The organism is Brevundimonas sp. DW-iso22 (assembly GCF_058725425.1).
This window is the reverse complement of the sequence record NZ_JBZXEB010000002.1, coordinates 576,428-599,463: the sequence shown is the minus strand read 5'-3', so window position 1 is coordinate 599,463 and position 23,036 is coordinate 576,428. Positions and strand designations below refer to the sequence as shown.

Genomic DNA, 23,036 nt, shown 5'->3' with positions numbered 1-23,036 from the left:
AGCCACGGTGAGCTTGAACAGTTGATCTATGTCAGCACGGATACGCGCGCTGTCACCAACCCTCTACGCGCCGCTGACATTCTGGCCGAGGCTCGTCGCAATAATGCGCGTGATGACATCACGGGCGTGCTGACCTTTACGGGTGGCCAGTTCATTCAGGTTCTGGAAGGGCATCCCGATCAGCTGGAAGACCTGCTCGCCCGGTTGGTCGTGGATCATCGCCACCGAGATCTCAGAATTCTGGCGCGTCGCCCGATTGTTCACCGCGATTTTCGGGGCTGGGATATGGTCAGTCCGCGGCTAGCCCGCGCCCAGATCGACCGCCTGAACGCACTGCTGCCCCAGACGCCTACGGATCTCGACGCCTATGTCGATCTGCTGGCGGAAGCGGTCCATCGGCAGGCCAGCGCCCTTACCGAATACGGTTACGACCCAACACCGGAAGCGCGCGAGACCAAGTCGGACCAGTCACCGTCCGCCTGATTTACTTACCAGACGCCGATCTTTTCCGCTTCCTTGTGGCTGATCGGATTGTTGGCCTTGGCGTGATCCTCTTCCGCCAGGAACCGTACCGCCTCCAACGCCGCCATACAGCCCATGCCGGCTGCGGTGACCGCCTGGCGATAGATATCGTCGGTCACGTCGCCCGCAGCCCAGACGCCCTCAATGGCTGTGGCGGCCGTGCCGGGCTTCACCACCAGATAGCCGCCCTGCTTGGTCTCCAACTGGCCTGCGAAGAGCTCTGACGACGGCGCATGGCCGATGGCGATGAAGACGCCGTCGGCGGTCAGTCCGTGCGTCTGGCCGGTCTTAACGTTCTTGATGCGGGCACCCGTGACATTGACCCCGCCGAAGTCGTTGGTCTCACCCAGGATTTCGTCGATGGCGCTGTCCCAGATGACCTCGACCTTGGGATTGGACAGCAGGCGTTCCTGAAGGATCTTCTCGGCCCGGAACTCGTCGCGGCGGTGCACGACGGTGACCTTGGACGCAAAATTGGTCAGGAACAGCGCCTCTTCCACCGCCGTATTGCCGCCGCCGACCACGATCACGTCCTTGCCGCGGTAGAAGAAGCCGTCGCAGGTGGCGCAGGCGGAAACGCCAAAGCCCTGGTATTTCGCCTCGCTCTCCAGCCCCAGCCATTTCGCCTGGGCTCCGGTGGAGATGATCACCGTCTCGGCCAGCAGCTCCGTTCCGCTGTCGAGCGTCAGGCGGAATGGGCGCTGGCTCAGGTCGGCCTTGACCACGATGTCCTCGATGATCTCTGTGCCGACATGTTCGGCCTGGGCCCGCATCTGCTCCATCAGCCAGGGACCCTGAATGACGTCGGCGAAGCCGGGATAGTTCTCGACATCGGTGGTGATGGTCAGCTGACCGCCGGGCTGGAGCCCCGCGATCACCACGGGCTGCAACAGGGCGCGCGCGGCATAGATGGCGGCGGTCCAGCCGGCGGGGCCGGAACCGATGATGGCGACGCGGAGGGTACGGGGGGTGCTCATGACACCTATTTAGGCGGTGATTCCGCTTTGTGCGATGCTAGGCTGACGGTTCTTCACAGGCAGGGCAGGGTATTCACATGGAAGGTCGCAGTTCGATCGGGATCGGCGTCGCGCTGGGCGTCTGTATCGGGACGGCCCTTGGCGTGGCTCTGGACAATGTGGCCCTGTGGCTCTCGCTGGGTATCGCTATCGGCGTCGGCATAGGCGTCGCCTTCGATCAGCGGAGGGCCAAGGCGCACAAGGCTGACAAGGGCGGCGACGGTTCTGGATTCAGTGACGGCGGGGGCCGCGACAAGACGGTAGATACCAACGACGGCTCCGATGGCGGTGGAGACGGCGGCGGCGGTGGCGGCGATTAGGCCTCCAATCGCTCTGCGATGATCCGCGCTGCCCGTTCCGTTTCGTTCAGCGGCTCATAGCTCCAGTTTTCCAGTCGCCCGTCGAAAGGCCGGGCTGCACCCCGGTCACGCAAATCCTGATGCAGCCGCGCGAACTTGTCGGCCGGCTTGGTCGCCACCATCGGCAGGATGTGGACCGGTGTGCCGGTCGAGGCGGCCTCGGCGGCCATGTTGGCGCTGTCCTCGGTGACGAGGACGTGGTCGGCGAAATGCAGGAAGGCGAAATAGGGGTTCGGTCCCTCACCGTTCCAGATCAGGCCGGGCAGATGCCCCAGCCGGGCCGTCATCGTCGTCTTGGCCGCCTCTGGCGTGCGCCGGGAATAGGTCAGCATCAACGACCCGCCTGCCGCCTCGATCACATCGGCGATGCGGTCGGCCAGATCGGCGGCGTGAGCATCAGCCAGGTCGTGAGCACGGGACTTGCCACCGATCAGGACCGCGACACGGGGGTGGGGCAGGAGCTCCAGCGCATCTGAGAACGCCGCCGCGCCCTCGGCCAGACGGGCCGGCGAAATGCGATGCGGCGATCCTGTGATGGACAGGATGTTGGGACCCTCGATCGCGTCATGCCGGGGCGCGACGACCAGATCATAGTCCCCCGTCCGCCAACGCGGATCCTGCGTCTGGACCACGAAGGTCTTCCCGCCCGAGCGCCGTTTGGCCTCGATTGACAGCGGCAGGGTGGCCCGCCCCGTCGCGATCCAGACGTCCGGCCACGGCTCACTGGCGTGCGGAATGGGATCATCGGACGCCGCATCCAGCATCCACCTAGCCTTAAGCGCTGACGGCAGTTTGTCGAAGCCCTTACGCCAGCGCACCCGCTTCACGGTGATGACCGACGGCAAAAAGCGCTGGAGGGCTTCCGCCAACCCCAGCGCCTGATTTTCCATACCGGCCCGGCCGTCCGAGACGACCCAGAGCGAAAGCGGCGACCTGTCGGTCGCTACTTCCACTCGACCTTGAGGATTTCGTAGGCCTTGACGCCGCCGGGAGTGTTCACCTCGACCACGTCGCCGACCTCCTTGGAGATCATGGCGCGGGCGATCGGCGAGGCGACAGAGATCTTGCCCTGCTTCACGTCGGCTTCATGCTCGCCGACGATCTGGTAGCGGCCTTCGTCCTCGGTGTCTTCGTCCACCACGGTGACCGTGGCGCCGAACTTGACCTGGTTTCCGCTCAGTTTGGACACATCGATCACCTGGGCGCGGCTGATCTTGTCCTCGATGTCGGCAATCTGGCCTTCGATCCAGCCCTGTCGCTCCTTGGCGGCGTGATATTCGGCGTTCTCCGAGAGATCGCCATGCTCGCGCGCTTCCGAGATGGCCGAGATTACGCTCGGCCGCTCCACGGACTTCAATTGCTTCAGCTGATCGTCGAGGACACGGTAGCCCTCGGCCGTCATCGGCACTTTTTCCATATGTCGTGAGTTTCTTAGCTATCGCCCGACTGACAAATTGACCGGCACTTGTGGTCGCAGGGCGCTTGCGACCGGCCAAAGAGCGTAGGGCACCCCGTCAAAACGTTCAAGACCCTATGGCCGATTGGCGACCCGTGTTCCGGCAACGCGGCGACGGGACAGAGCCCGGATGTGTTTCATCAGGCTCCAGGCCAGCCAGCCGAGGATAGCCATGCCGATGGCCATGAAAGCCACGGACACGATGAAGATGCCGGCCGCAATGAAGGCGAGCACGAAGGACAGGGCGGCGGCCAGGGCGGCGACGATTTGAATGGTTTTCAGGCGCATGAAGCCGTTAACGTGCGATCGATCCCGCGGTTGCTGCCGTCCAGCTCAACAGCCTGTGACTGTGTCCTGTTTGCCGCTTCGGGCGCTCCCGTCAGGCGTAGCTGTAGGGCCCACCCCGCTCCAGCGCCCGCTGATAGGCGGGGCGGGCGTGGATCTTCTTCAGGAACGCTGTCAGACGCGGTTTGTCGGCGTAGGGTGCCCGGCTGGCACCCGCCTCGATGGGGAAGCTCATCATGATGTCGGCCGCGCTGAAATCGTCGCCCGCGAACCATTCCGACTTGCCCAGTTCGGCCTCCCAATAGGCCGTGTGGGACGCGATCTGTGGATCGATGAAACTGTCCTGGGCCTTGCCGCTGATCGCCTTGACCAGCGGCCGCACGAGGCCGGGCGAGCGTTCGGGAAGCTGGCCGAAGATCAGTTTCAACAACAGGGGCGTCATGGCCGAGCCCTCGGCATAGTGCAGCCAGTAGGTATAGCGCCGCCCGGCCTCGGTGCCGACGGCCGGACGCAGGGCGGCGCCGTCCGGACCCTCCAGCAGGTATTCAACTATTGCCCCCGTTTCGGCCACGCGGACCACCCCGTCATCGACGACCGGCGACTTGCCCAAGGGGTGGATGGCCTTCAGCTCGGGCGGTGCCAGCATGGTCGCGGGATTGCGTTCATAGCGTTTGACCTCATAGGGCCGTCCCATCTCTTCCAGCAACCACAGCACGCGCTGCGAGCGGGAATCGGCGAGGTGGTGGACGGTGATCATGAGGACGCTCCGAAAGCCTTCAGGCTGGGCGGCCACTCACGCATGTTGACGCTGCGTCCGTCCAGCCCTTTCGCGACACGTTGCGATCAGGCGCGGCGGCCGCTCCAGCGCTGACGCGGATGCGCTTTGGATTTGGCTCCGGGGGCCTTGGTGCCGGGGCGCTGGGATTGCGTCTGCGACGGGTTTGCTGTGCGGCGATCCCGGCGCGCCTCCCACAGCTGGAATGCCAGCGTCGCCAGGGCCAGCTTGCCCGCATGCCGTCCGGCCACGCGCCGACCGCCCTTGCTGAACAGCAGGCCGCCGACCAGGGTCACCAGGCTGGGCGAAATCTTCGGAATAGGCATGGATCAAGTCTCCTTCGGCGACCTAACGCGCCACAGCCTTGGCCGTTCATTGCGGCGCTCCCCTGCGACATCGCTTCGCAGAGGCCGATTCACACGCTAGCGTCACCGCATGGCCCAATCCCGCACCGCTGCCGTCATGTCGTCCCTCTCGCTCAGGGTGCTGGTCGCCCTGATCGCCGGCCTGGCCGCAGGGGCGGCGGCGCAGGCCTGGGGCATCCCCGGCGGCACGGCCAGCGTGGCGGCCATCGACGCCCTGGGCCAGCTTTGGCTGAACGCCCTGAGGATGACGATCATCCCGCTGGTCTTTGCCCTTCTGGTCACCGGCATCGCCTCTATCGCGGATGCGACCTCGACCGGACGGCTGGCGATCAAGGCGCTGATCGTCTTTGCCGTGCTTCTTGTCTTCGCCACCGTCTATGCCTTCGCCGCCTCCATGGGGCTGCACGCCATCTGGCCGATCAATATCGCTGAGGCCCAGGCCCTGCTGGCCGGCGTCTCCCCGGATCAGGCCGCAGCCGTCGCCGAGGGCGCCAAGTCCGGCGGCTTCGGGGCCTTTGTCGCAGGCCTGGCCCCGTCCAACCCGATCAAGGCTGCGGCGGACGACGCCATCCTGGCCATCGTGGTCTTCGCCATTGCGTTTGGGTTCGCCACCACCCGCCTGCCGGGCCGGTTGCGCCAGCCCGTGGCCATCTTCTTCGAGGCCGTGGCCCAGGCCATGATCGTGATCGTGCAATGGGTGCTGTGGGCCGCGCCGGTCGGGGTCTTCGCCCTGGCCATCGGCGTGGGCCTGCGGGCCGGTATCGGGGCGGCGGGGGTGCTGGCCCACTATATCGCCATCGTCAGCCTGGCCATCATCGGCCTGATCCTGATCCTCTATGCAGTGGCCACGCTCTGGGGCCGGATCGGCCTGGGCCGGTTCGCGCAGGGCATCGCCCCGGCACAGGTCGTGGCCTTCTCGACCCAGTCGTCGCTGGCCAGCCTGCCGATCATGGTCGAGCGGGCGGTCGGTCGCCTCGGTGTCTCGGCGGCCACAGCCGGACTGGTTCTGCCGCTGGCCGTGGCGGTGTTCCGCATCACTTCGCCGGTCGCCAACCTGGCCGTCGTCATCTATTGCGCCCACCTGTTCGGGGTCGAGATCACCCTGCCGGTCATGGTCGCAGGCGGCCTGACTGCCATGGCCATCAGCGTCGGCACCGTCGGCCTGCCGGGCCAGATTTCGTTCTTCGCCAGCGTCGCCCCGATCGCGCTGGCCATGGGCGTGCCGCTGGAACTTCTGCCCCTGCTGCTAGCGGTCGAGGTCATCCCCGACATCTTCCGCACCGTCGGCAACGTCACCGCCGACCTGACCGCCGCCCGCATCGTGGAGGGCCGCGACGCCGTCGCCGACCCGGAGGCGGCGGCGGGGATTTAGGACGCTCAGAATGATGAAGCCGACAAACAGACTGCCGGTCATCCGTGCGTCTGCATTCGGCCAGGGAGAATGCCAGGCTGCATCCCTGAACTGTCCATCGCAAAAGGGCGGCGCGAACGGTGAAATCTGTCTAGACTGTTCGTTCAGCCATCGTTCAGAGCCTGGGGCCTAATCACACCGTCATGTCACGGATTTTAGTCATTGCTGCTGCCGCCCTGATGGCCTGGGCCCCTCTGTCAGAGGCGGCTGCGCAGGATCGCGGGGCGCGTGGGCGAGGCCCTGAGCGCGAGCAATCGCGTGAGCCGCAGCGGGAGCGGCCGTCCATCAGTGCGGGTGAGGCTCTGTCCATTGCCCGGGGCCGTGCGCGCGGCGCACGTTTCGTCGGCACCATGGCATCCGGAGGCGGCACCTATGTGTTTCGCTTCGAGAGCCCCGAGGGCCGAATTTTCGATATTACCGTCGACGCCCGCACGGGCCGCGCGGGAGGAGGCTGAATGCGTGTTCTGCTGGTAGAAGACGACGTCGATCTGTCGCGTCAGTTGAAGACCGCCCTGGGCGATGCCGGCTATGCCGTCGACCACGCCGCCGATGGCGAAGAGGCGCATTTCCTGGGCGACACCGAACCCTATGACGTGGTGGTACTGGACCTGGGCCTGCCCAAGATCGATGGCGTGTCCGTGCTGGAACGCTGGCGCCGCGACGGCAAGACGACGCCGGTGCTGATCCTGACGGCGCGCGGGGCCTGGTCGGACAAGGTGTCGGGCTTCGACGCCGGGGCCGACGACTATCTGACCAAGCCGTTCCATACGGAGGAGCTACTGGCCCGCCTGCGCGCCCTGCTGCGCCGCTCGGCCGGGATCGCCTCGGCGACGCTGTCGTGCGGTGGCCTGCGCCTGGATCCGCGCGCGGCCCGTGCCACGGTCAATGGCGAGCCCCTGCGTCTGACGTCGCTGGAGTACCGCCTGCTGCATTACATGATGATGCATCAGGGCCGGGTCATCAGCCGGACCGAACTGGTCGAGCATCTGTACGACCAGGATTTCGACCGCGATTCCAATACCATCGAAGTCTTCGTCGGTCGCCTGCGCAAGAAGATCGGCTCCGACCGGATCGAGACGGTGCGCGGTCTGGGCTATCGGCTGACGCCGCTGGCGGGTGAGTCCGAAGCGGCGTGAGCCCAGCCGGCGATCAGGGGGGGGATCTGGCGGGGGCTGACCAGGCGTCCGAGCCCGCTGCCGAGCCGCGGTCCTGGGGACGATATTTCGGTCGGCCCGGGAGGTCGCTGACGCGGCGGCTGATCTGGCTGGCTTCGGCCTGGATCGTCGTGGCCCTGGTGCTGACCGGTTATGTCCTGACGTCCCAGTTCCAGGAATCGGCCCTGCGGCGGCTGGGCACCACCTTGCTGGACACCATCGACGAGACGGTGGTGGCCACCAATGCCACCGAGTTCAGTGTCGTGACCCGCCCCATCGGTGACGCCCGCACCCAGCGACTGCTGTCCGGAAAATACTGGGTCGTGGCCGAGGTCCGACCGAGTGGGGCGGTGCATTTCCTGTCGCGCTCGGCCTCTCTGCCGGGCGGGGAGCTGACCGTGCCGGCCGAACTGCCCGCGCGTCTCGCCGAGGCCAAGGGGCAGGTCATCAGCTATAATGACATCGGCCCCAAGGACGAGCCCCTTCGGGTCGCCGCCAGCATGAAGCAACTGCCGGGACGGACGCCGCCGGTCATCTTCATCGCTGCCATCGATCGCTCCGATGTGGATGCCGATACGCGCCAGTTTGCGCGCGTCACCTGGATCGCCCTGCTGATCCTGGGCCTGGGTCTGGTCGCGGCCGTGTTCATTCAGGTTCAGATCGGCCTGCGCCCCCTGTTCGGGCTGCGCAATGAGATCGCCGATGTCCGCAAGGGCCGGGCGGCCCGGGTGGTTCAGCACTATCCGATCGAGATCCAGCCGCTGGCTGAGCAGGTCAATCGCCTGCTGGATGCCAATCAGGAGACGGTGGAGCGCCAGCGCACCCACGTCGGCAACCTGGCCCATGCGCTGAAGACGCCTCTGTCGGTCATGCTGGCCGAGGCGGGAAATCAGTCGGGCCAACTGCCCGATCTGGTGCGCAAACAGTCCGAGATCATGAAGGCCCAGGTCGAGCATCACCTGCGCCGCGCCCGCGCCGCCGCCCGGGCCCAGAGCCTGGGCGAACGCACCCCCATCGGCGACGTGCTGGACGAGATGGCGGTGATGCTGGAGCGGGTGTTCGAAGAGAAGGGCGTCGAGATTGACTGGCGGGCACCGGACGACCTGGCCTTCCGCGGAGAGCGGCAGGACTTGCAGGAAATCCTGGGCAATCTGATGGAGAATGCCTCGAAATGGTCGAAGCGCCGGGTACGCATCTCCGCCGGCCCGACCGGTCTCGGCCAGATGGTGGTGGTCGTCGAAGACGACGGCCCTGGCCTGCCCGCCGATCAGCGCGAGGCGGCCCTGGAGCGCGGGGCGCGCTTGGACGAGACGACGCCGGGATCGGGCCTGGGTCTGTCGATCGTGGTCGAGCTGACCCGGGCCTACGGTGGGCGGATCACCCTGGGCGACAGCGACATGGGTGGGCTGAAGGTGCTGCTGGAGCTGCCCAGCGCCGAGCTTTGATGCGTTTCGACAGCGAATTTTAACTCCGGCATGATCAGAACGGCCAAGGTCGCATCGACCCTGGCTCTCGGGATTACAGTATGTCCGGGCTGACGAACGCCCAGCGCGAAGGCTTGCGTGCCCTGATGTCGGGGCTGAATGACGTTCGCCTGGGCAAGGTCGCCACGGCTGTTCGAGCCATGCCGGGCGAAACTGCGGAGGCCCTGCAGGTGATGATCGGCGTCGAACTGCGCGAGCGAAAGCGCAAGCTCAGGGTACTGGGGCCTCTGTTGCCCATGTTTCGTGCCCGGCGAGACGACGTGCAGGCGCTGACGTTTCCACCCGTTGTACTGGATCGGCTTTGGGCTGCAGCGCGGACGGCGGAGCCCGAACTGCTGACCCGCCTGGACGGAGGTGAGGCCGAGGCGGCGTTGGTGGCCGAGCGGTTGGGAATCGCGGCAGCGAACGCGGTGCGGGACAGGCCCGACGACATCTGGCCGGACGCCTATTTGGAGGCGTTGGAAAACTTGATCCTGTGTCTGGACCTGCTGGCCGTGGCGCGGCGGGCGGCGGCGGGTCTGGAGGGTTGGCTGAAACGCCCCGACGAGGAGCAACTTGCGGCCCTGCGTCTGGTACTGCGCGATGCGGAGGCGATCAGTCCCGAAGGGCCGCGCGCCCTTCTCGACATCCTGTTCGCCCACATGGACGATGCGGTGCTTGTCCTGCGTCTGCTGCCGCACTTGTCGGGAGCGGCAGCCTCGGTCTCGCTGATGAGCGGCTCGGAGTTCGGTGTTTTCGTCGACCGCCTTGTGGCCGCGATGCAGATGCGGGCCGGCCGGATCAATACCTTCCGACCAGGTCGAAACATGGCCGGCCTGGAGGCCGTCATGGACGATCTGGACTGGTGCGCCACCGTCCTGGCCGAGATGGACGTGGTCCTGGATCCCGAACCTCACAGCGCATGGGGCCAGGTCATGCGCAAGACCCGCCAATCGGTGGGAGGCACGCTGTCCAATCTGATCGCGGCCAGTGGCTCGGCGGTCGAGGCTGGCCTGCCGATGACACGCACGCCGCTGGCCGGGCGGATGACCCGGCGCACGCCGCGGCTGGATGCCGAGACGACGCCGGGACCCGATGCGGCAGGGCCTCTGTTGAAGTTCGTTGCCGGTTTGCGAAAGACCGCCCCGGTGTTCGGTTGCGCGGCCGAGCGCCAGAGACTGGTGGAGGCGCTCACCATTCGCTTGAGCGACTATGCCGACGAGGCCCTGACGCTCGTCAACAATGGCGACGTCGCGGACAAGCCAGGGGCCCTGAAACAGATCAAGCGGGCCGCGACCTGGCTGGCTCTGATCGAGGCCAGGGATGCGGCCCGGTCCGTGCGACGGCGGGTCGCGGTGGCCGACGGCGTCGCACCTGCCGACAAGGCCTCGTCCGACGCCGCCTGATCGGCTAAACGGCGCACAATGACGGTTTTCTGGATCATGACAGCCCTGGTTGCGGCCCTGGCCGGCCTGCTGGTGCTCAGTGCGGCGCGGCGCGGGGCCGATGCGGCGGGCGAGGCCGAGACGGTGGCGGCCGCCGTCGAACTGTCCGAACTGGATCGGCTGAAGGATCGCGGGCTGCTGGACGAGGCGGGTTGGACCGCCGCGCGGGCCGAGGCCGGACGGCGCATCCTGTCGGCGGAACGTCAGGCGGCACCCGTGATGGCGGGACGACAGGACCGGACCTGGGTGCTGGGCGGGATCGGTCTGGCGGTGGCGGCGACGCTGGGGCTGTATTTCCTGATCGCCACCCCGGGTCTGCCCGATCAAGGCTTCGAGAGCCGTGTCGACGACTGGGCCACCTCGCCCGAGACGCTGGAAGCCCCTCAGATCGCGGCCGTCGTGGCCCGCGTCGTGCGCGACCGACCGGACGATCGCCAGGCACTGCTGATGCTGGGAGCCGCGCGGTTCGAAGCCAATGATCCGCTGGCGGCGGCCTCGGCCTTCCGCCGTGCACTGGAGCTGGATGCGGAGGATCCGCAGGCCTGGGCGCGGCTGGGCGAAAGCCTGGTGCGGGCCAATGGCGGCATCGTGGGCGCGGATGCCGAGGCGGCGTTCAGGGAATCCCTGAACCGCGACGCCGATCAGCTGGGGGCTCGCTACTTCCTGGGCGAAGCGGCGCTGACGCGGGGCGAGACGACAGTGGTTCGCCAGATGTGGGTGCCGCTGATCGCGGCGCTCGATCCCGCCGATCCGCGCCGGGCCGATCTGGAGCTTCGCCTGCCCGTCGAGGGAGCCGCCCGATGAGCTGGCTGCCGAAATCGCCCAAGGCGCGGCGCAGGCTGTGGGTCGTGGCGGCCGTCGCGCCGATCCTGGCCCTGGCCGTCGGCCTGTCGCTGTATGCCATGCGTGACAGCGTCACCTTCTTCTTCTCGCCTTCGGAAGCCACGGTAGAAAAGGCTCCGGCGGGTCGCGTGGTTCGGTTGGGCGGCCTGGTCGAGGCGGGCAGCGTGTCCAACCCCGGCCCAGGTGAGGTCGCCTTTGCCGTCACCGACAACGTCGCCAGGACGCGCGTCGTCTATCGCGGCGACCTGCCCGACCTGTTCCGCGAAGGGCAGGGGATCGTGGCGCAGGGAGCCTTCCTGCCCGACCGCACCTTCCGCGCCACCCAGGTGCTGGCCAAGCACGACGAGAACTACATGCCGCGCGAGGTCTCCGACCGGCTGAAGGAAACCGGCGAATGGCGTCCGGCTGAGGCGAGCCAGCCGTGATTATAGAGCTTGGGGCCTTCGCCCTCATCCTGGCGCTCGTGCTGTCAGTGCTGCAGACGGGTTTCGCCGTAGCCGGGCGGCTGCGGCGCAGTCCGGTGCTGGCGGGTGCGGCCGAGGGTGCGGCTCTGGCGAGTGCGCTGACGGTGGCTCTGGCCTTCGCCGTCCTGATCTTCGCCTTCGTGATCTCGGACTTCTCGGTCTCCAATGTCGCGGCCAACAGCCACACCGACAAGCCAATGCTCTACAAGGTGGCCGGGGCCTGGGGCAGCCACGAAGGCTCGCTGGTGCTGTGGTGCCTGGTCCTGACCGGGTTCGGGGCGGTGCTGGCGCGGGCGCGCGGCCTGCCGTTCGGGCTGAAGGCCTGCGCCGTCGCCACGCAAGGCGCTCTGGGGGTGATGTTCATCGCCTTTGCGGTGTTTACCTCCAACCCGTTCGCGCGGCTGAACCCGGCCCCCTTCCAGGGGGCATCGCTGAACCCGCTGTTGCAGGACCCGGCCTTGGCCTTCCATCCGCCGCTGCTCTATGCGGGCTATGTCGGGCTGTCGGTCTGTTTCTCGCTGGCGGTGGCGGCCCTGATCGAGGGCCGGCCCAACTCCAGCTTCTGGCCTGCATGGGGGCGGTGGGTGCGGCCCTGGGCCCTGGCCAGCTGGGCCTTCCTAACCGTCGGCATCGGGCTGGGCAGCTTTTGGGCCTATTATGAACTGGGCTGGGGCGGCTGGTGGTTCTGGGACCCGGTCGAGAATGCCAGCTTCATGCCGTGGCTGGTCGCTGCGGCCTTGCTGCACAGCGCCGTGGTGACCGAGCGCCGAGGCGCGCTGGCCGGATGGACGACCTTCCTAGCCCTGCTGGCCTTCACCTTCTCCATGCTGGGGGCGTTCCTGGTGCGGTCGGGCGTCCTGACCAGCGTGCATGCGTTTGCGGTGGACCCTCAGCGCGGCCTGATGCTGCTCGCCATTCTGGGCGTCACGGCGGGGCTGGCATTCGCTCTGTTCGCCTGGCGCGCGCCCAAGCTGAAGGGTGGCGGCCTGTTCGCGCCAGTCAGTCGTGAAGGCGCTCTGGTCCTGAACAACCTGTTCCTGACGGCGGCGGCGGCGACAGTGCTGCTGGGCACCCTGTATCCCCTGCTCCTTGAGGCGACGTCCGGCGCGACCATCTCGGTCGGCCCGCCCTATTTCGCCCTGACCTTCACGCCCTTGATGGCCGTGGCCTTCCTGATCCTGCCCGCCGGGCCCCTACTGGCGTGGAAGCGGGGCGATCTGAGAGGCGTGAGCCAGCGTCTGATCGTGGCGGCGGGGCTGGCGCTTCTGGTCGCGCTGTTGGGCTGGATGGCGTTCGAGCCGAAGAAGGCGCTGTCGGCGCTGGGCATCGGCCTGGGTGGCTGGCTGATCCTGGGCAGTCTGGCGGAATGGGCCGAGCGGGTGCGGCTCTTCCGGGTGCCGGTGGCCGAGACCTGGCGGCGGGCCCGGGGCCTGCCGCTGGGGGCCTGGGGCATGACCCTGGCGCATGCGGGTCTGGGCGTCTTCGTCCTGGGGGCGGTGGTCGAGACGGGATATCGGCTGGAGGCTGCGCGCCCGCTGGCTATCGGCCAGTCGATCGAGGCCGGACCCTGGATCGTGCGTCTGGATGCGGTGCAGGTGGTCGAGGGTCCCAACTATCTGGCGGAGCAGGGGCGTCTGACGGTCGACCGTGCTGACGGCCGCTCGCCCTCGACCGTGACCGCCGAACGGCGCTTCTTCCCGGCGGGAGGGCAGACGACGACCGAGGTGGGGCTGGATTTCCGGGGTCTGGACGACGTTTATGTGGTGCTGGGCGAGCGGGCGCGGGCGTCCGATGGCGCGGCCGCCTGGAATGTGCGGGTCTGGTGGAATCCGTGGGCGCGGCTGATCTTCCTGGGGCCGACGATCATGGCCCTGGGCGGGGCGCTGTCGCTGTTCGACCGGCGGCTGAGGGTCGGGGTGGGCAGGCGACGGACTTCGGCTAAGGCGGTGAAGGCGTGAAGCGGATTTTGCTCATCGCCGCGACGTGCTTCGCATTGACTACGCCCGCCTTGGCCCAGGAGCCGCCCGCCGCGCCCGATCGGCCCTTGCCCGATGCCGCCCAGGAAGCCCGCGCCCAGGCCCTGTTCGACGATATCCGCTGCGTGGTCTGTCAGCATGAGGCCATTGCCGACAGTCCGGCAGGGATTGCAGGCGACATGCGCGGCCTGGTGCGGGACCAGATCGCCGATGGAGCCAGCGACCAGCAGATCCGTCAGGACCTGGTCCGGCGCTATGGCGACTTCGTCCTGTTCAAGCCGCCGGTGCGGGGCGGGACCTGGCTGCTGTGGTTCGGGCCGCTGATCCTGATGCTGGCGGCCGGTGCGCTGATCCTGTGGCGCGGTCGCCGACGTCCGGTCGAGGTCGCGCCCCTGACACCGGAAGAGGACTCCCGTCTCAGCGTTATTTTGAAGCAGGAGGCGGTTCGCCGCGATCCTGACGCAAAGCCGTCCAACGACTAGCGTTTCGCGGCGGCAGGATTGCCCCACGGGGACAGTGCGTTAGGCTGTCGCTTCTGACTGATGACTGAGCGGGCGCATCCGCGTTCGCCAAGGGAAGACAAGGCTGTCGATGATGAAGCGTAAGGAGTTCATGCTGGGGGCCGTCGCGGGTCTCTTCTTTGCCGCCGCCGCCACGGCGGGCGGGGTGATCGACTGGCCGACCGCTGAGGCCGGGCCCGTCGCGGGCGTCTCGGGCCGGGTCAATGCCAGTGCCGGGGCCAATGGCGTCGCCTTCGCCCCGCCGCAGGGGGCTCCCCTCAGCTTCGCCGACATCTTTGCCCAAGTCTCGCCAGCGGTCGTCCAGATCGAGGTCGAGACGCGGCGCGAGGCTGGTCCTCAGGACAGCCTGATCCAGATTCCGGGCCTGCCCTTCGCCATCCCCAATCCAAATCAGGGCCAGCAGGACGAGGACGGCGGCGTGCGCGGTCGCGGGGCCGGCTCCGGCTTCTTCATCTCCGCTGACGGCTTCATCGTCACCAACAACCACGTGGTCGAAGATGCGACGGAGATCACGGTCAAGCTGGCCGACGGTCGCGAGATCAAGGCAACGGTCGTCGGCCGCGACGAGGAAACCGATCTGGCCGTCATCAAGGTCGATGGCTCCGACTATCCGTTCGTCAGCTTCGAGGAGTCGGCTCAGCCGCGCGTGGGTGACTGGGTCGTCGCCGTCGGCAATCCCTTCGGCCTGGGTGGCACGGCCACGGCCGGCATCGTCTCGGCCCTGGGTCGCGGCAGCCTGGACAGCCGGACGCCCTATACCGACTACATCCAGATCGACGCGGCCATCAACACCGGCAACTCCGGCGGCCCGACCTTCGACATCTATGGTCGCGTGATCGGCGTGAACTCGGCGATCATTTCGCCCGGCATGAACGGGGGCTCGGTCGGCATCGGCTTTGCCATTCCCGCCGCGGTCGCCAAGCCCACGACGGACCGGCTGATGCGCGGCGAGACGATCGCGCGTGGCTATCTGGGCGCGACACTTCAGACCCTGGGTCGGGCCGAATGGCGCGCGCTTGGGCTGCCTGACGATTTCAAGGGAGCCTATGTCGCCGAGGTGACACCCGGTGCGCCGGCCGCCGAGGCCGGCCTTCGCCAGGGCGACTATATGGTCAGCGTCAACGGCAAGGTCGTGGACGGCAGCACCGAGGCGACCCGCGAAGTCGCGCGCGCCCGTCCCGGCGACAACATCCGCCTGGAGATCATCCGCGACGGTCGCCGTCAGACGCTGAACGTCCGCTCGGGCACGCGCCCGACGCCTGCCGAACTGGCGGCACTAAACTCGGGAACCGGGGGCGCAACGACTCCGGGTCAGCCGCCCGCCGCTGCCGGTCAGGTCGTCGAGGGTCTGACATTGTCGGCCATCACGCCCGCCTTGCGTCAGCGCTACGAGATTCCGGACACGGTGTCCGGCGTCGTCATCACCGATGTTGCCCGCGGATCGGCGGCAGCCAGCGAGCGCCTGCAGGCCGGACTGGTAATCACAAGGGTCGACAACAAGGTGGTCAATACGCCCGCCGAGGCAGAAGCGGCTATTGAAGCCGTACGCGCCTCAGGTCGTCCGGGCGTCCTGCTGTTCATCCGGACGCCACAGGGCGGAGTGCCGATCGTCCTTCCGCTCGCGGACGACTGATCGTCCGAAGTCTGTCCAAGCCTTAACTCACGGGTTCGCCGCCGATGCGCTAACATCGGCGGCGAATCTGTATCTGGGAGGGCTGAACATGCGCATTCTGGTCGTCGAGGACGATGCCGAGGCCGCGACCGCCATGGTCCGGGGCCTGACCGAGGCGGGGCACGAGCCGACCCATGCCGTGGACGGGGCCTTTGGACTGCTGGAGGCGCAGAAGGGCGGCTATGACGTCTATGTCGTGGACCGGATGATGCCGCGCCTGGACGGGATCGGCATGGTCGAGACCCTGCGCAAGGACGGCGACCAGACCCCGGTCCTGTTCCTGTCGGCCCTGGGCGAGGTCGACGACCGCGTCGCGGGCCTGAAGGCCGGGGCCGACGACTATCTGGTCAAACCCTATGCCTTCTCCGAACTGATCGCCCGGGTCGAGGCCCTGTCGCGCCGCCGCGAGACCGGCAGCGTCGCCACCATGCTGAAGGTCGGCGATCTGGAGATGAACCTGATCAGCCGCGACGTGCACCGCGCGGGCCGCGAGATCGACCTGCAGCCGCGCGAGTTCCAGCTGCTGGAGTTCCTGATGCGCCACGCCGGCCAGTCGGTGACCCGCACCATGCTGCTGGAGAAGGTCTGGGAATACCATTTTGACCCCCAGACCAATGTCATCGACGTCCACATCAGCCGCCTGCGCGCCAAGATCGACAAGGGCTTCGACCACGCCATGCTGCAGACCGTGCGTGGAGCGGGTTATAGGTTGGAGGCCTAGGCCCCACAGCTTCAGATGCGTCTCCCCTCCCTCCTTCGCCGCACACCCTTCCGGCTGACGCTGCTGTTCCTCGCCCTGTTCGCCGCTGCGGCCAGTGCTATCCTGGCCTATGTCTATTTCGCATCGGCTTCGGAGGCGCGGACGGCGGCCGAGCAGAATGTGCGCGGCGAGATGCAGGTGCTGCGCGGCATCTATGACCAGCGCGGCCTGGACGCCCTGAACCGGGCTCTTGTCGATCGCAGCCTGACGCGCAGTTCCTACCTCTATGTGCTGGCAGATCAGACCGGCTCAGTCGTCACCGGCAGCCTTACGGACCTGCCTGTCGCGGATCAGACCGAGACGAGCGTCTGGACCACCTTTCCCTTCACCGAGACGGATGCGGACGGTCGCGTCGTCAGACCGCAGGCGCGAGGGGTTCAGGTCAGGCTGTCAGGGGGCGAAACCTTGATGGTGGCCCAGTCGATGGGCGACACGGACGCCTATCTGGCGCGGCTGACCCAGGCCCTGTGGGGGGCGATGGGGATCGTCCTGCTGCTGGGTCTGGCAGGCGGTCTGCTGATCAGCCGCAATCTGGAGCGGTCGATGCGTCGGCTGCAGACGGTGGTCACCGGTGTGCAGGAGGGCGATCTGAAGGTCCGCGCCGCCGTGCGCCAGAACGGCGACGAACTGGACGAACTGGGCCAGGGGCTGAACACCATGCTGGACAGGCTGGAGGGGTCGATGGCCTCGATCCGGCATGCGGGCGACGCCATCGCCCACGATCTGCGCTCGCCTCTGACCCGGATGCGGGCCAAGCTGGAGGTCGCGCTGATGGACGCCGAGGACGGCAAGATCGACGGTGTTGATGCGGTCCAGCTGGCCCTGGACGAAGCGGACAGCCTGCTTAAGACCTTCAACACCGTGCTGGCCATCGCCCGCTTGCAGGCGGCGGCGGGTCATACGCCGGACCCGAAACTGTTCGACGCCGCCGACCTGGCCGCCGACATGGCCGAGCTGTACGAGCCCGCCAGCGAGGACAAGGGGCTGGAGTTCTCGGCCGAGATCGAGCGCGGCCTGATGATCGAGGCCAACCAGCCCTTCCTGGCCCAGGCCCTGGCCAACATCATCGACAACGCCATTAAATACACCCCGACCGGCGGGGCCGTGATGCTGAGGGCACGACGTCGCTCGTCGGGCGAGATCGAGTTTTCGGTCACCGACACCGGCCCGGGCGTGCCCGAAGACGACCGTTCGCGCGTCACCGAGCGGTTCGTCCGTCTGGACAACAGCCGCACCGAGGCGGGGTCGGGCCTGGGCCTGTCGCTGGTCGCGGCGGTGATGGAGGCTCACGGCGGGCGTATCCAGCTGGACGAAGGCCCCGGCGTTTACAACGGCTTCGGCCCCGGCCTGCGGGTGGCCCTGGTAGTCCCGGCGGCGGGCGGATGAGGCTGGCGGACAGTCTGCGCCCCTGCGGGCCTTTGGTCAGTGCCGAAGCCGCCGGTCGTGCGCACGAGCGGCTGACCGAAGCGGCGAACGACGGCGGGTGGGCCACGACGCTCGAGACCGCCTGGCCTGCTCTGGCTCCGGTCTTTGCCGCCGCTCCCTATCTTTTCGGTCTGGCGCGTCGGTGGCCGGACACCTTGCGGGCCTTGCTGGCGAGCGAACCCGATCAGGCGCTCGACGCCCTTCTGGCCCGCACAGAAGCGCTGACCGGTGGGGCGGACGATGTCCGTGCGCCCCTGCGTCGTCTCAAGGCCGAACTGCATCTGCTGACCGCCCTGTGTGACCTCGGCGGTGTCTGGGACCTGGATCAGGTGACAAGTGCACTCAGCCGGTTCGCCGACACCTCGACGCAGGCGGCTCTGCGCGCCGTGGCCCAGAACCAGCACGAGCGGGGCAAGCTGGTCTCGCCGCCCGACGATCCGCGCGGCCCCGTCCCCGGCCTGTTCGGCCTGGCCATGGGAAAGCATGGCGCGTTCGAGCTGAACTATTCGTCCGACATCGACATCAGCCTGTTCTGGGACCCCGACGCCCTGATCCCGGCCCTGGCCGAGGAGGTGGAGCCCCAGCGGTTCGTCGACCGCATGGCCCAGGCCCTGTCGACCCTGATGCAGGAACGGACGGGCGACGGCTATGTGTTCCGCGTCGATCTGCGGCTGCGGCCCGATCCGTCCTCGACCCCGCCGGTCGTCGCCGTACCCTTCGCCCTGTCCTATTACGAAGGCGTCGGCCAGAACTGGGAGCGGGCGGCCTTCATCAAGTCGCGCGCCATGCTGGGCGACATCGGCGCAGGGCAGTCTTTTCTGAAGGCGCTGAAGCCTTTCATCTGGCGTCGCAGTCTCGACTATCCCGCCATCCTCGACATCCAGTCGATCAAGCGACAGATCCACGTCCACAAGACCGGCGAGGGCCTGGAGGCGGCGGGGGCAAACTTGAAGCTGGGGCGTGGCGGGATCCGCGAGATCGAATTCTTCGCCCAGACCCAGCAGCTGATCCTCGGCGGGCGCGACCCCGTCCTGCGCAGTCCACGGACCGTCGATGCCCTGGGCCTATTGCGCGATGCCGGTCATGTGAGCGCCGAAGCCTGCGCCGAGCTGACCGCCGCCTATGTGCGCCTGCGCGGGCTGGAGCACCGGGTCCAGATGCTGGACGACGAACAGACCCACAGCCTGCCGGTCGACCCGGTACGCCGGGCCATGGTCGCCGCCCTGACCGGAGAGGGCGATCTGGCCGCCTTCGATGCCGACGTCGAGACCCTGCTGGTGCGGGTCAACACCCGCTATGGCGAGCTGTTCGAAGGCGAGGAGGCGCTGTCGTCCTCCTATGGCTCGCTGGTCTTCACCGGGGTGGAGAACGATCCGGAGACCCTGGCCACTCTGGGCCGGATGGGGTTTGCCGAGCCCGCCTCCGTCGCAGACACGATCCGCAGCTGGCACCACGGCCGCATCCCCGCGACCCGCAGTGCCCGGGGACGCGAGCTGTTCACCCGTCTGGCCCCGCGGCTTCTGACCCAGCTGGCGGATCTGTTTCAGGACGATCCCGGCGCGGTGGATCCCGCCTTCCGCCGCTTCGCCGTGTTTTTCTCGGGCCTGAACAGCGGCGTTCAGGTCCAGTCCCTGTTCCTGGCCCAGCCAAAACTGTTCGATCTGGTGCTGGGCCTGCTGGCGTTCGCGCCGCGCCTGGCGCGCACGCTGGGGCGCTATCCTGTGGCGCTGGACAGTATGCTGGATGCGCGGTTCCAGACGACGCTCGGCGTCAATACCGGCCTGTTCGACCAGATGGCATCCGAAGCCCGCGCCGCCCCCGATTTCGAGGAGGCGATGAACGCCGTGCGCCGCCTGCACCGCGACCAGATGTTCCGCATCGGGGTGCAGGTCCTGACCGGCCGGATCGATCCAGAGGAAGCGGGCCGCGCCCATGCCGCCCTGGCCGATGCGGTCATCACGGCCCTGGCTCCCGTCGCCATGACCGAGACGGAGCGTCAGGGCGGACGGCTGCCCGGCGGCGTCGTCGCCGTCGTCGCCCTGGGCAAGGCCGGCTCGCGCGAGATGACGGCCAGCTCCGACCTGGACCTGATGACTGTCTATGATGCGCCGGACGAGGTGGTGTCCGATGCCAAGGGCTGGGCGTCGGGCGTCTTCCAGGCCCGATTCACCCAGCGGCTGATTGCGGCCCTGTCGGCGCATACGGCAGAGGGCGGCCTTTATGAGGTCGACATGCGGCTGCGCCCTGGCGCGGCCAAGGGGCCGGTGTCTCTGCGGCTGTCGGCCCTGGTCGACTACTATGCCAGCGACGCCGACACCTGGGAGTTCATGGCCCTGACCAGGGCCCGCGTCGTCTGGGCCAGCGATGCGGGTTTTGGCGAGCGGGTGACACAGGCCTTGGCCGACATCCTGCGTCGCCCCCGTCCGGGCATCGATGTAATCGCAGACGCAAGACGCATGCGCGACCTGATGAGCCGCGAGCGGCCGGGGCAAGGGGCCTGGGATCTGAAACTGGCCCCCGGCGGTCAGGTCGATGCCGAGTTCGTGGCTCAGGTGCGTCAACTGGCGAAGGCGGCATCGGGAGGCGAACTGACGGTCTCGACGCTGAAAGCCCTGTCGAACGATCCGGCCCTGGCCGAGGCCTGGCGGTTACAGCAGGGGCTGAGCCAGCTTCTGGGAGCCGCCTTCGACGAGCGTCCGGACCCGTCGCAGGAACCTGCCGGGCTGCGCCGGCGCCTGGCCGAGGCAGCGGGATGCGCAGATTTCGAGGTCCTGACTAACCGACTGGCGCAGGTCCGGAGCGAGTCACGGGAAGCGTTTGAAAGAGCGCTGCCGCCGCCTGCGACGGAATGACGACACTAGGCCGTTTGATCTCCTGACAAGGGCGAACCGACCGCCGAGGCGGTTTCAGGAGAGAACCACATGAAGAAGACAGTCGTGATCGGTGGCATGGTCGCCGTGACCTTTGCCGCCTTGGCCGGCGGCGTCATGGCGCAGCAAGCCAATCGCCCGGCGCGTGCGCAGGCCGAGATGACCCAGGCCGCATTCGTCGAAGCCCGCGTGGCCCGTCTGACGGCCGCAGACGCCAACAACGATGGCACCGTGACCGCCGAGGAACATCAAGCCGCTCGTCAGGCGAAGCATGCCGAGCGCTCCGAGGCCCGCTTTGCTCGCATGGACACCAACGGTGACGGCTCCATCAGCCGGGCCGAGTTCGACGCGCCGCGTGAAGCTCGTGCCGGGCGTGGACCGCGTGCCGAGCGCGCAGGCATGCGTGGCCCAAGTGGCGGTCGCGGTGGCGATCGCGCCGCTCGCATGGCGGATCGTGGCCCGGTGGTGATTGCCGATGCTCGCACCAAGGCCGAGCAGGCCTTTGCCCGCATGGATGCCGATGGCAACGGCGTCGTGACCGCCGCCGAGCGTCAGGCTGTTCGTGGCGAGCGCCGGGCCCGCATGAGCGAGCGCCGCGCCGAGCGCGCAGCACCGCCTGCGCCTGCACCGATGGCGGAATAGCCCATGTCCGGGGCGGCGATCAGCGCGGTGATGCAACTCGCCGCCCCGGCGCGTGTTTCGGCTCGACCCGGATCAGGATTCTGGTCCAGAACAGCGCTCTGGCGGGAGCGAACCGATGAGGCCGGATTGGCGCTGACCGCCGACCCTGATGAAGATCTGGTGCGCCGCGTGGGTCAGGGTGATCCGGCGGCCATTCAGGCGATGGTGGCGCGCAAGCTGCCGCGTATGCTGGCGCTCGCCCACCGCATGCTGAACGACGCCACCGAAGCCGAAGACGTGGCCCAAGAGGCGATGTTGAGGGCCTGGAAACAGGCCCCGCGCTGGACGCCGGGGACGGCCAAGTTCGACACCTGGCTGCACCGGGTGGGGTTGAACCTCTGTTATGATCGCCTGCGCAGGCGACGCGAAATCGCCACTGACAGCCTGCCTGATCGTGCTGACGACGGCCCAGCCCCCGATCGCGGACTGATGGCGGCGGACACCGGCGCACGGGTGGAGGCGTCCCTGGCCCGGTTGCCGGATCGCCAGCGCGAGGCCATCGTGCTGTGCCACTATCAGGAACTGACCAATATCGAGGCTGCTGCATTGATGAAGATCAGCGTGGACGCGCTCGAAAGCCTGTTGTCACGCGGACGGCGGGCATTGAGACTGGCTTTGGCCGATATCCGGCCCGGAGCCGAAGGAGCATGACGACCATGACCCCGGCGCGATTTATCGCCCTGACAGAGGCTTACGGTGCGGACCGCCGGCGCTGGCCCGAGGCCGAGCGCGCGGCGGCCGATGCCTTCGTGGTCCAGCATCCTGATATGGCCGGGCAGGTTCTGTCCGATGCGGACGACCTGGATGCCCTGCTGTTCGCCTCGCGTCCGATGCAGCCGTCGGCGGCCCTGCGTGATCGCGTGATCGCGGCGGCTACCGTGCGTGCTCCGCGCAAGAGCTGGCTGAGCCGTTTGGGCCTAGCCATGGGCGCGGGTTGGGCGGCGGCGGCCTGTGCGGGCGTGGTGGCCGGCGTGGTCATGACGGATCAGTTCACCGCCAATGCCCAGGCGGATGCCGTGCTGTACCAATCGATGCTGGTCGGCGTCGATGACACCGAGGTTCTGGGTTGAGGTCGCGCGGGCTTAAGATCGCCCTGGGCGTTTCGGTGGCGCTGAACCTGTTCGCGCTGGGTGCGGGCGCGACTCTGTTTGTGTCGCAGGCGCGCATCGCCCAGCAGGTCGAGGCCCAGACCCGGCCCCAGCGCGAAGGCTCGCCGCAGCGTTTGTTTGACCGACTCTCTGCCGAAGAGAGGCCCCGCATCCGTGCCGCGATGCGGGCCTCGGCCCTGGCCGCCCGTCCTGATTTCGAGATGGCCCGCGAGCGGCGTCGGGAGGCGATCGCCATGGCGGCCACTGAGGATTTCGATCCGGACCGCCTGACGGCCTTGCTGGCGGACTCGCGCGAGGCGGACCAGCGGGGGCGGGCGCGCATGGAGCGCGACACCGTCGCCCTGCTGGCGACGGTCGAGGGCCAGGACCGCGTCGTCCTGGCGGAAATTCTCAAGAAGCGCCGTGAGCGCAGCCGTTCTTCCAGCAATGGAAGGGGTGCGCCCCCACAGCCCGGAACCAACTAG

25 protein-coding genes are annotated in these 23,036 nt (G+C 67.8%); 19 read left to right on the top strand and 6 right to left on the bottom strand.

Translation table 11 applies throughout. The features are described 5' to 3' along the window. The first annotated feature begins 21 nt into the window (after positions 1 to 21). Positions 22 to 483, top strand: a complete 462-nt coding sequence (locus tag AC4PRM_RS02925; protein ID WP_373256022.1) for a BLUF domain-containing protein — start codon at positions 22 to 24, stop codon at positions 481 to 483. 5 nt (positions 484 to 488) lie between these two features. On the opposite strand, the gene trxB is transcribed toward AC4PRM_RS02925, so the two are convergent. Beyond that, positions 489 to 1,499 (bottom strand): thioredoxin-disulfide reductase, encoded by a 1,011-nt coding sequence (trxB, locus tag AC4PRM_RS02920; RefSeq protein ID WP_373256020.1) that lies wholly within the window; start codon positions 1,497 to 1,499, stop codon positions 489 to 491. A 77-nt stretch (positions 1,500 to 1,576) separates the two neighbouring features. On the opposite strand from trxB, the gene AC4PRM_RS02915 reads away from it, so the two are divergent. Beyond that, positions 1,577 to 1,858, top strand: coding sequence for a glycine zipper domain-containing protein (locus AC4PRM_RS02915; RefSeq protein WP_492038719.1), 282 nt, complete (start codon positions 1,577 to 1,579; stop codon positions 1,856 to 1,858). On the opposite strand, the gene AC4PRM_RS02910 is transcribed toward AC4PRM_RS02915, so the two are convergent. The 5 genes from AC4PRM_RS02910 to AC4PRM_RS02890 form a co-directional block, all read right to left on the bottom strand. After that, complete coding sequence (locus AC4PRM_RS02910) at positions 1,855 to 2,787, bottom strand: mitochondrial fission ELM1 family protein (RefSeq protein WP_492038823.1); 933 nt, start codon at positions 2,785 to 2,787, stop codon at positions 1,855 to 1,857. The genes AC4PRM_RS02915 and AC4PRM_RS02910 overlap by 4 nt on opposite strands. A 53-nt stretch (positions 2,788 to 2,840) precedes the next feature. Continuing rightward, on the bottom strand, positions 2,841 to 3,314 hold the full coding sequence (greA, locus tag AC4PRM_RS02905) for a transcription elongation factor GreA (protein ID WP_492038718.1): 474 nt from the start codon (positions 3,312 to 3,314) through the stop codon (positions 2,841 to 2,843). Positions 3,315 to 3,428: 114 nt separating this feature from the next. After that, positions 3,429 to 3,641, bottom strand: a complete 213-nt coding sequence (locus AC4PRM_RS02900; protein ID WP_373256016.1) for a hypothetical protein — start codon at positions 3,639 to 3,641, stop codon at positions 3,429 to 3,431. A gap of 91 nt (positions 3,642 to 3,732) precedes the next feature. Continuing rightward, positions 3,733 to 4,395 carry a glutathione S-transferase gene (locus AC4PRM_RS02895; protein WP_492038717.1) on the bottom strand — a complete coding sequence of 221 codons (663 nt, stop codon included), beginning with the start codon at positions 4,393 to 4,395 and terminating at the stop codon, positions 3,733 to 3,735. An 86-nt stretch (positions 4,396 to 4,481) separates the two neighbouring features. Continuing rightward, a complete protein-coding gene (locus tag AC4PRM_RS02890) occupies positions 4,482 to 4,739 on the bottom strand; it encodes a cysteine protease (RefSeq protein WP_487922801.1) in 258 nt (85 codons plus the stop codon). A 109-nt stretch (positions 4,740 to 4,848) separates the two neighbouring features. On the opposite strand from AC4PRM_RS02890, the gene AC4PRM_RS02885 reads away from it, so the two are divergent. From AC4PRM_RS02885 to AC4PRM_RS02805, 17 genes are all read left to right on the top strand, one after another. After that, entirely contained in the window at positions 4,849 to 6,150 is a 1,302-nt protein-coding gene (locus tag AC4PRM_RS02885) for a dicarboxylate/amino acid:cation symporter (protein ID WP_492038716.1), read from the top strand. A gap of 182 nt (positions 6,151 to 6,332) precedes the next feature. Further along, positions 6,333 to 6,644 (top strand): PepSY domain-containing protein, encoded by a 312-nt coding sequence (locus AC4PRM_RS02880; RefSeq protein WP_492038715.1) that lies wholly within the window; start codon positions 6,333 to 6,335, stop codon positions 6,642 to 6,644. Further along, positions 6,645 to 7,325, top strand: coding sequence for a response regulator transcription factor (locus tag AC4PRM_RS02875; protein WP_292173049.1), 681 nt, complete (start codon positions 6,645 to 6,647; stop codon positions 7,323 to 7,325). It abuts the gene before it with no gap. Between the two features lie 107 nt (positions 7,326 to 7,432). Continuing rightward, a complete protein-coding gene (locus AC4PRM_RS02870) occupies positions 7,433 to 8,788 on the top strand; it encodes a sensor histidine kinase (protein ID WP_492038822.1) in 1,356 nt (451 codons plus the stop codon). A gap of 80 nt (positions 8,789 to 8,868) precedes the next feature. Continuing rightward, complete coding sequence (locus tag AC4PRM_RS02865) at positions 8,869 to 10,212, top strand: hypothetical protein (RefSeq protein WP_492038714.1); 1,344 nt, start codon at positions 8,869 to 8,871, stop codon at positions 10,210 to 10,212. Positions 10,213 to 10,248: 36 nt separating this feature from the next. Continuing rightward, a complete protein-coding gene (ccmI, locus tag AC4PRM_RS02860; RefSeq protein WP_492038713.1) occupies positions 10,249 to 11,055 on the top strand; it encodes a c-type cytochrome biogenesis protein CcmI in 807 nt (268 codons plus the stop codon). Continuing rightward, positions 11,052 to 11,519, top strand: coding sequence for a cytochrome c maturation protein CcmE (gene ccmE / locus AC4PRM_RS02855; RefSeq protein WP_492038712.1), 468 nt, complete (start codon positions 11,052 to 11,054; stop codon positions 11,517 to 11,519). The genes ccmI and ccmE overlap by 4 nt, the downstream gene beginning before the upstream one ends. Continuing rightward, positions 11,516 to 13,516: a heme lyase CcmF/NrfE family subunit gene (locus tag AC4PRM_RS02850; RefSeq protein ID WP_492038711.1), complete on the top strand. Its 2,001-nt coding sequence runs from the start codon at positions 11,516 to 11,518 to the stop codon at positions 13,514 to 13,516. Before ccmE ends, AC4PRM_RS02850 begins: the two co-directional genes overlap by 4 nt. Then, positions 13,513 to 14,016: a cytochrome c-type biogenesis protein gene (locus AC4PRM_RS02845; RefSeq protein WP_492038710.1), complete on the top strand. Its 504-nt coding sequence runs from the start codon at positions 13,513 to 13,515 to the stop codon at positions 14,014 to 14,016. The genes AC4PRM_RS02850 and AC4PRM_RS02845 overlap by 4 nt, the downstream gene beginning before the upstream one ends. A gap of 109 nt (positions 14,017 to 14,125) precedes the next feature. Further along, a complete protein-coding gene (locus tag AC4PRM_RS02840) occupies positions 14,126 to 15,688 on the top strand; it encodes a trypsin-like peptidase domain-containing protein (protein ID WP_492038709.1) in 1,563 nt (520 codons plus the stop codon). An 88-nt stretch (positions 15,689 to 15,776) separates the two neighbouring features. Continuing rightward, positions 15,777 to 16,448, top strand: coding sequence for a response regulator transcription factor (locus AC4PRM_RS02835; RefSeq protein ID WP_373256000.1), 672 nt, complete (start codon positions 15,777 to 15,779; stop codon positions 16,446 to 16,448). A gap of 15 nt (positions 16,449 to 16,463) precedes the next feature. Beyond that, positions 16,464 to 17,873 (top strand): sensor histidine kinase, encoded by a 1,410-nt coding sequence (locus tag AC4PRM_RS02830; RefSeq protein WP_492038708.1) that lies wholly within the window; start codon positions 16,464 to 16,466, stop codon positions 17,871 to 17,873. Further along, the gene (locus tag AC4PRM_RS02825) at positions 17,870 to 20,764 is read left to right on the top strand and encodes a bifunctional [glutamine synthetase] adenylyltransferase/[glutamine synthetase]-adenylyl-L-tyrosine phosphorylase (protein ID WP_492038707.1); all 2,895 of its coding nucleotides are present in this window, start codon (positions 17,870 to 17,872) and stop codon (positions 20,762 to 20,764) included. Before AC4PRM_RS02830 ends, AC4PRM_RS02825 begins: the two co-directional genes overlap by 4 nt. Positions 20,765 to 20,833: 69 nt before the next feature. Beyond that, a complete protein-coding gene (locus AC4PRM_RS02820; protein ID WP_492038706.1) occupies positions 20,834 to 21,424 on the top strand; it encodes an EF-hand domain-containing protein in 591 nt (196 codons plus the stop codon). Positions 21,425 to 21,550: 126 nt separating this feature from the next. Beyond that, a complete protein-coding gene (locus AC4PRM_RS02815; protein WP_492038705.1) occupies positions 21,551 to 22,114 on the top strand; it encodes an RNA polymerase sigma factor in 564 nt (187 codons plus the stop codon). After that, positions 22,111 to 22,533, top strand: a complete 423-nt coding sequence (locus AC4PRM_RS02810; RefSeq protein ID WP_492038704.1) for a hypothetical protein — start codon at positions 22,111 to 22,113, stop codon at positions 22,531 to 22,533. Before AC4PRM_RS02815 ends, AC4PRM_RS02810 begins: the two co-directional genes overlap by 4 nt. Then, positions 22,530 to 23,036 carry a periplasmic heavy metal sensor gene (locus tag AC4PRM_RS02805; RefSeq protein ID WP_492038703.1) on the top strand — a complete coding sequence of 169 codons (507 nt, stop codon included), beginning with the start codon at positions 22,530 to 22,532 and terminating at the stop codon, positions 23,034 to 23,036. The genes AC4PRM_RS02810 and AC4PRM_RS02805 overlap by 4 nt, the downstream gene beginning before the upstream one ends.

Coding starts and splice junctions, on each gene's coding strand:
- AC4PRM_RS02890 (WP_487922801.1), bottom strand. CDS start 4,739: ATGCCTATTCCGAAGATTTCGCCCAGCCTGGTGACCCTGGTCGGCGGC.
- AC4PRM_RS02885 (WP_492038716.1), top strand. CDS start 4,849: ATGGCCCAATCCCGCACCGCTGCCGTCATGTCGTCCCTCTCGCTCAGG.
- AC4PRM_RS02830 (WP_492038708.1), top strand. CDS start 16,464: ATGCGTCTCCCCTCCCTCCTTCGCCGCACACCCTTCCGGCTGACGCTG.
- AC4PRM_RS02840 (WP_492038709.1), top strand. CDS start 14,126: ATGATGAAGCGTAAGGAGTTCATGCTGGGGGCCGTCGCGGGTCTCTTC.
- AC4PRM_RS02820 (WP_492038706.1), top strand. CDS start 20,834: ATGAAGAAGACAGTCGTGATCGGTGGCATGGTCGCCGTGACCTTTGCC.
- AC4PRM_RS02900 (WP_373256016.1), bottom strand. CDS start 3,641: ATGCGCCTGAAAACCATTCAAATCGTCGCCGCCCTGGCCGCCGCCCTG.
- AC4PRM_RS02835 (WP_373256000.1), top strand. CDS start 15,777: ATGCGCATTCTGGTCGTCGAGGACGATGCCGAGGCCGCGACCGCCATG.
- AC4PRM_RS02875 (WP_292173049.1), top strand. CDS start 6,645: ATGCGTGTTCTGCTGGTAGAAGACGACGTCGATCTGTCGCGTCAGTTG.
- AC4PRM_RS02880 (WP_492038715.1), top strand. CDS start 6,333: ATGTCACGGATTTTAGTCATTGCTGCTGCCGCCCTGATGGCCTGGGCC.
- greA (WP_492038718.1), bottom strand. CDS start 3,314: ATGGAAAAAGTGCCGATGACGGCCGAGGGCTACCGTGTCCTCGACGAT.
- AC4PRM_RS02825 (WP_492038707.1), top strand. CDS start 17,870: ATGAGGCTGGCGGACAGTCTGCGCCCCTGCGGGCCTTTGGTCAGTGCC.
- ccmE (WP_492038712.1), top strand. CDS start 11,052: ATGAGCTGGCTGCCGAAATCGCCCAAGGCGCGGCGCAGGCTGTGGGTC.
- AC4PRM_RS02865 (WP_492038714.1), top strand. CDS start 8,869: ATGTCCGGGCTGACGAACGCCCAGCGCGAAGGCTTGCGTGCCCTGATG.
- AC4PRM_RS02810 (WP_492038704.1), top strand. CDS start 22,111: ATGACGACCATGACCCCGGCGCGATTTATCGCCCTGACAGAGGCTTAC.
- ccmI (WP_492038713.1), top strand. CDS start 10,249: ATGACAGCCCTGGTTGCGGCCCTGGCCGGCCTGCTGGTGCTCAGTGCG.
- AC4PRM_RS02915 (WP_492038719.1), top strand. CDS start 1,577: ATGGAAGGTCGCAGTTCGATCGGGATCGGCGTCGCGCTGGGCGTCTGT.
- AC4PRM_RS02895 (WP_492038717.1), bottom strand. CDS start 4,395: ATGATCACCGTCCACCACCTCGCCGATTCCCGCTCGCAGCGCGTGCTG.
- AC4PRM_RS02910 (WP_492038823.1), bottom strand. CDS start 2,787: ATGGAAAATCAGGCGCTGGGGTTGGCGGAAGCCCTCCAGCGCTTTTTG.
- trxB (WP_373256020.1), bottom strand. CDS start 1,499: ATGAGCACCCCCCGTACCCTCCGCGTCGCCATCATCGGTTCCGGCCCC.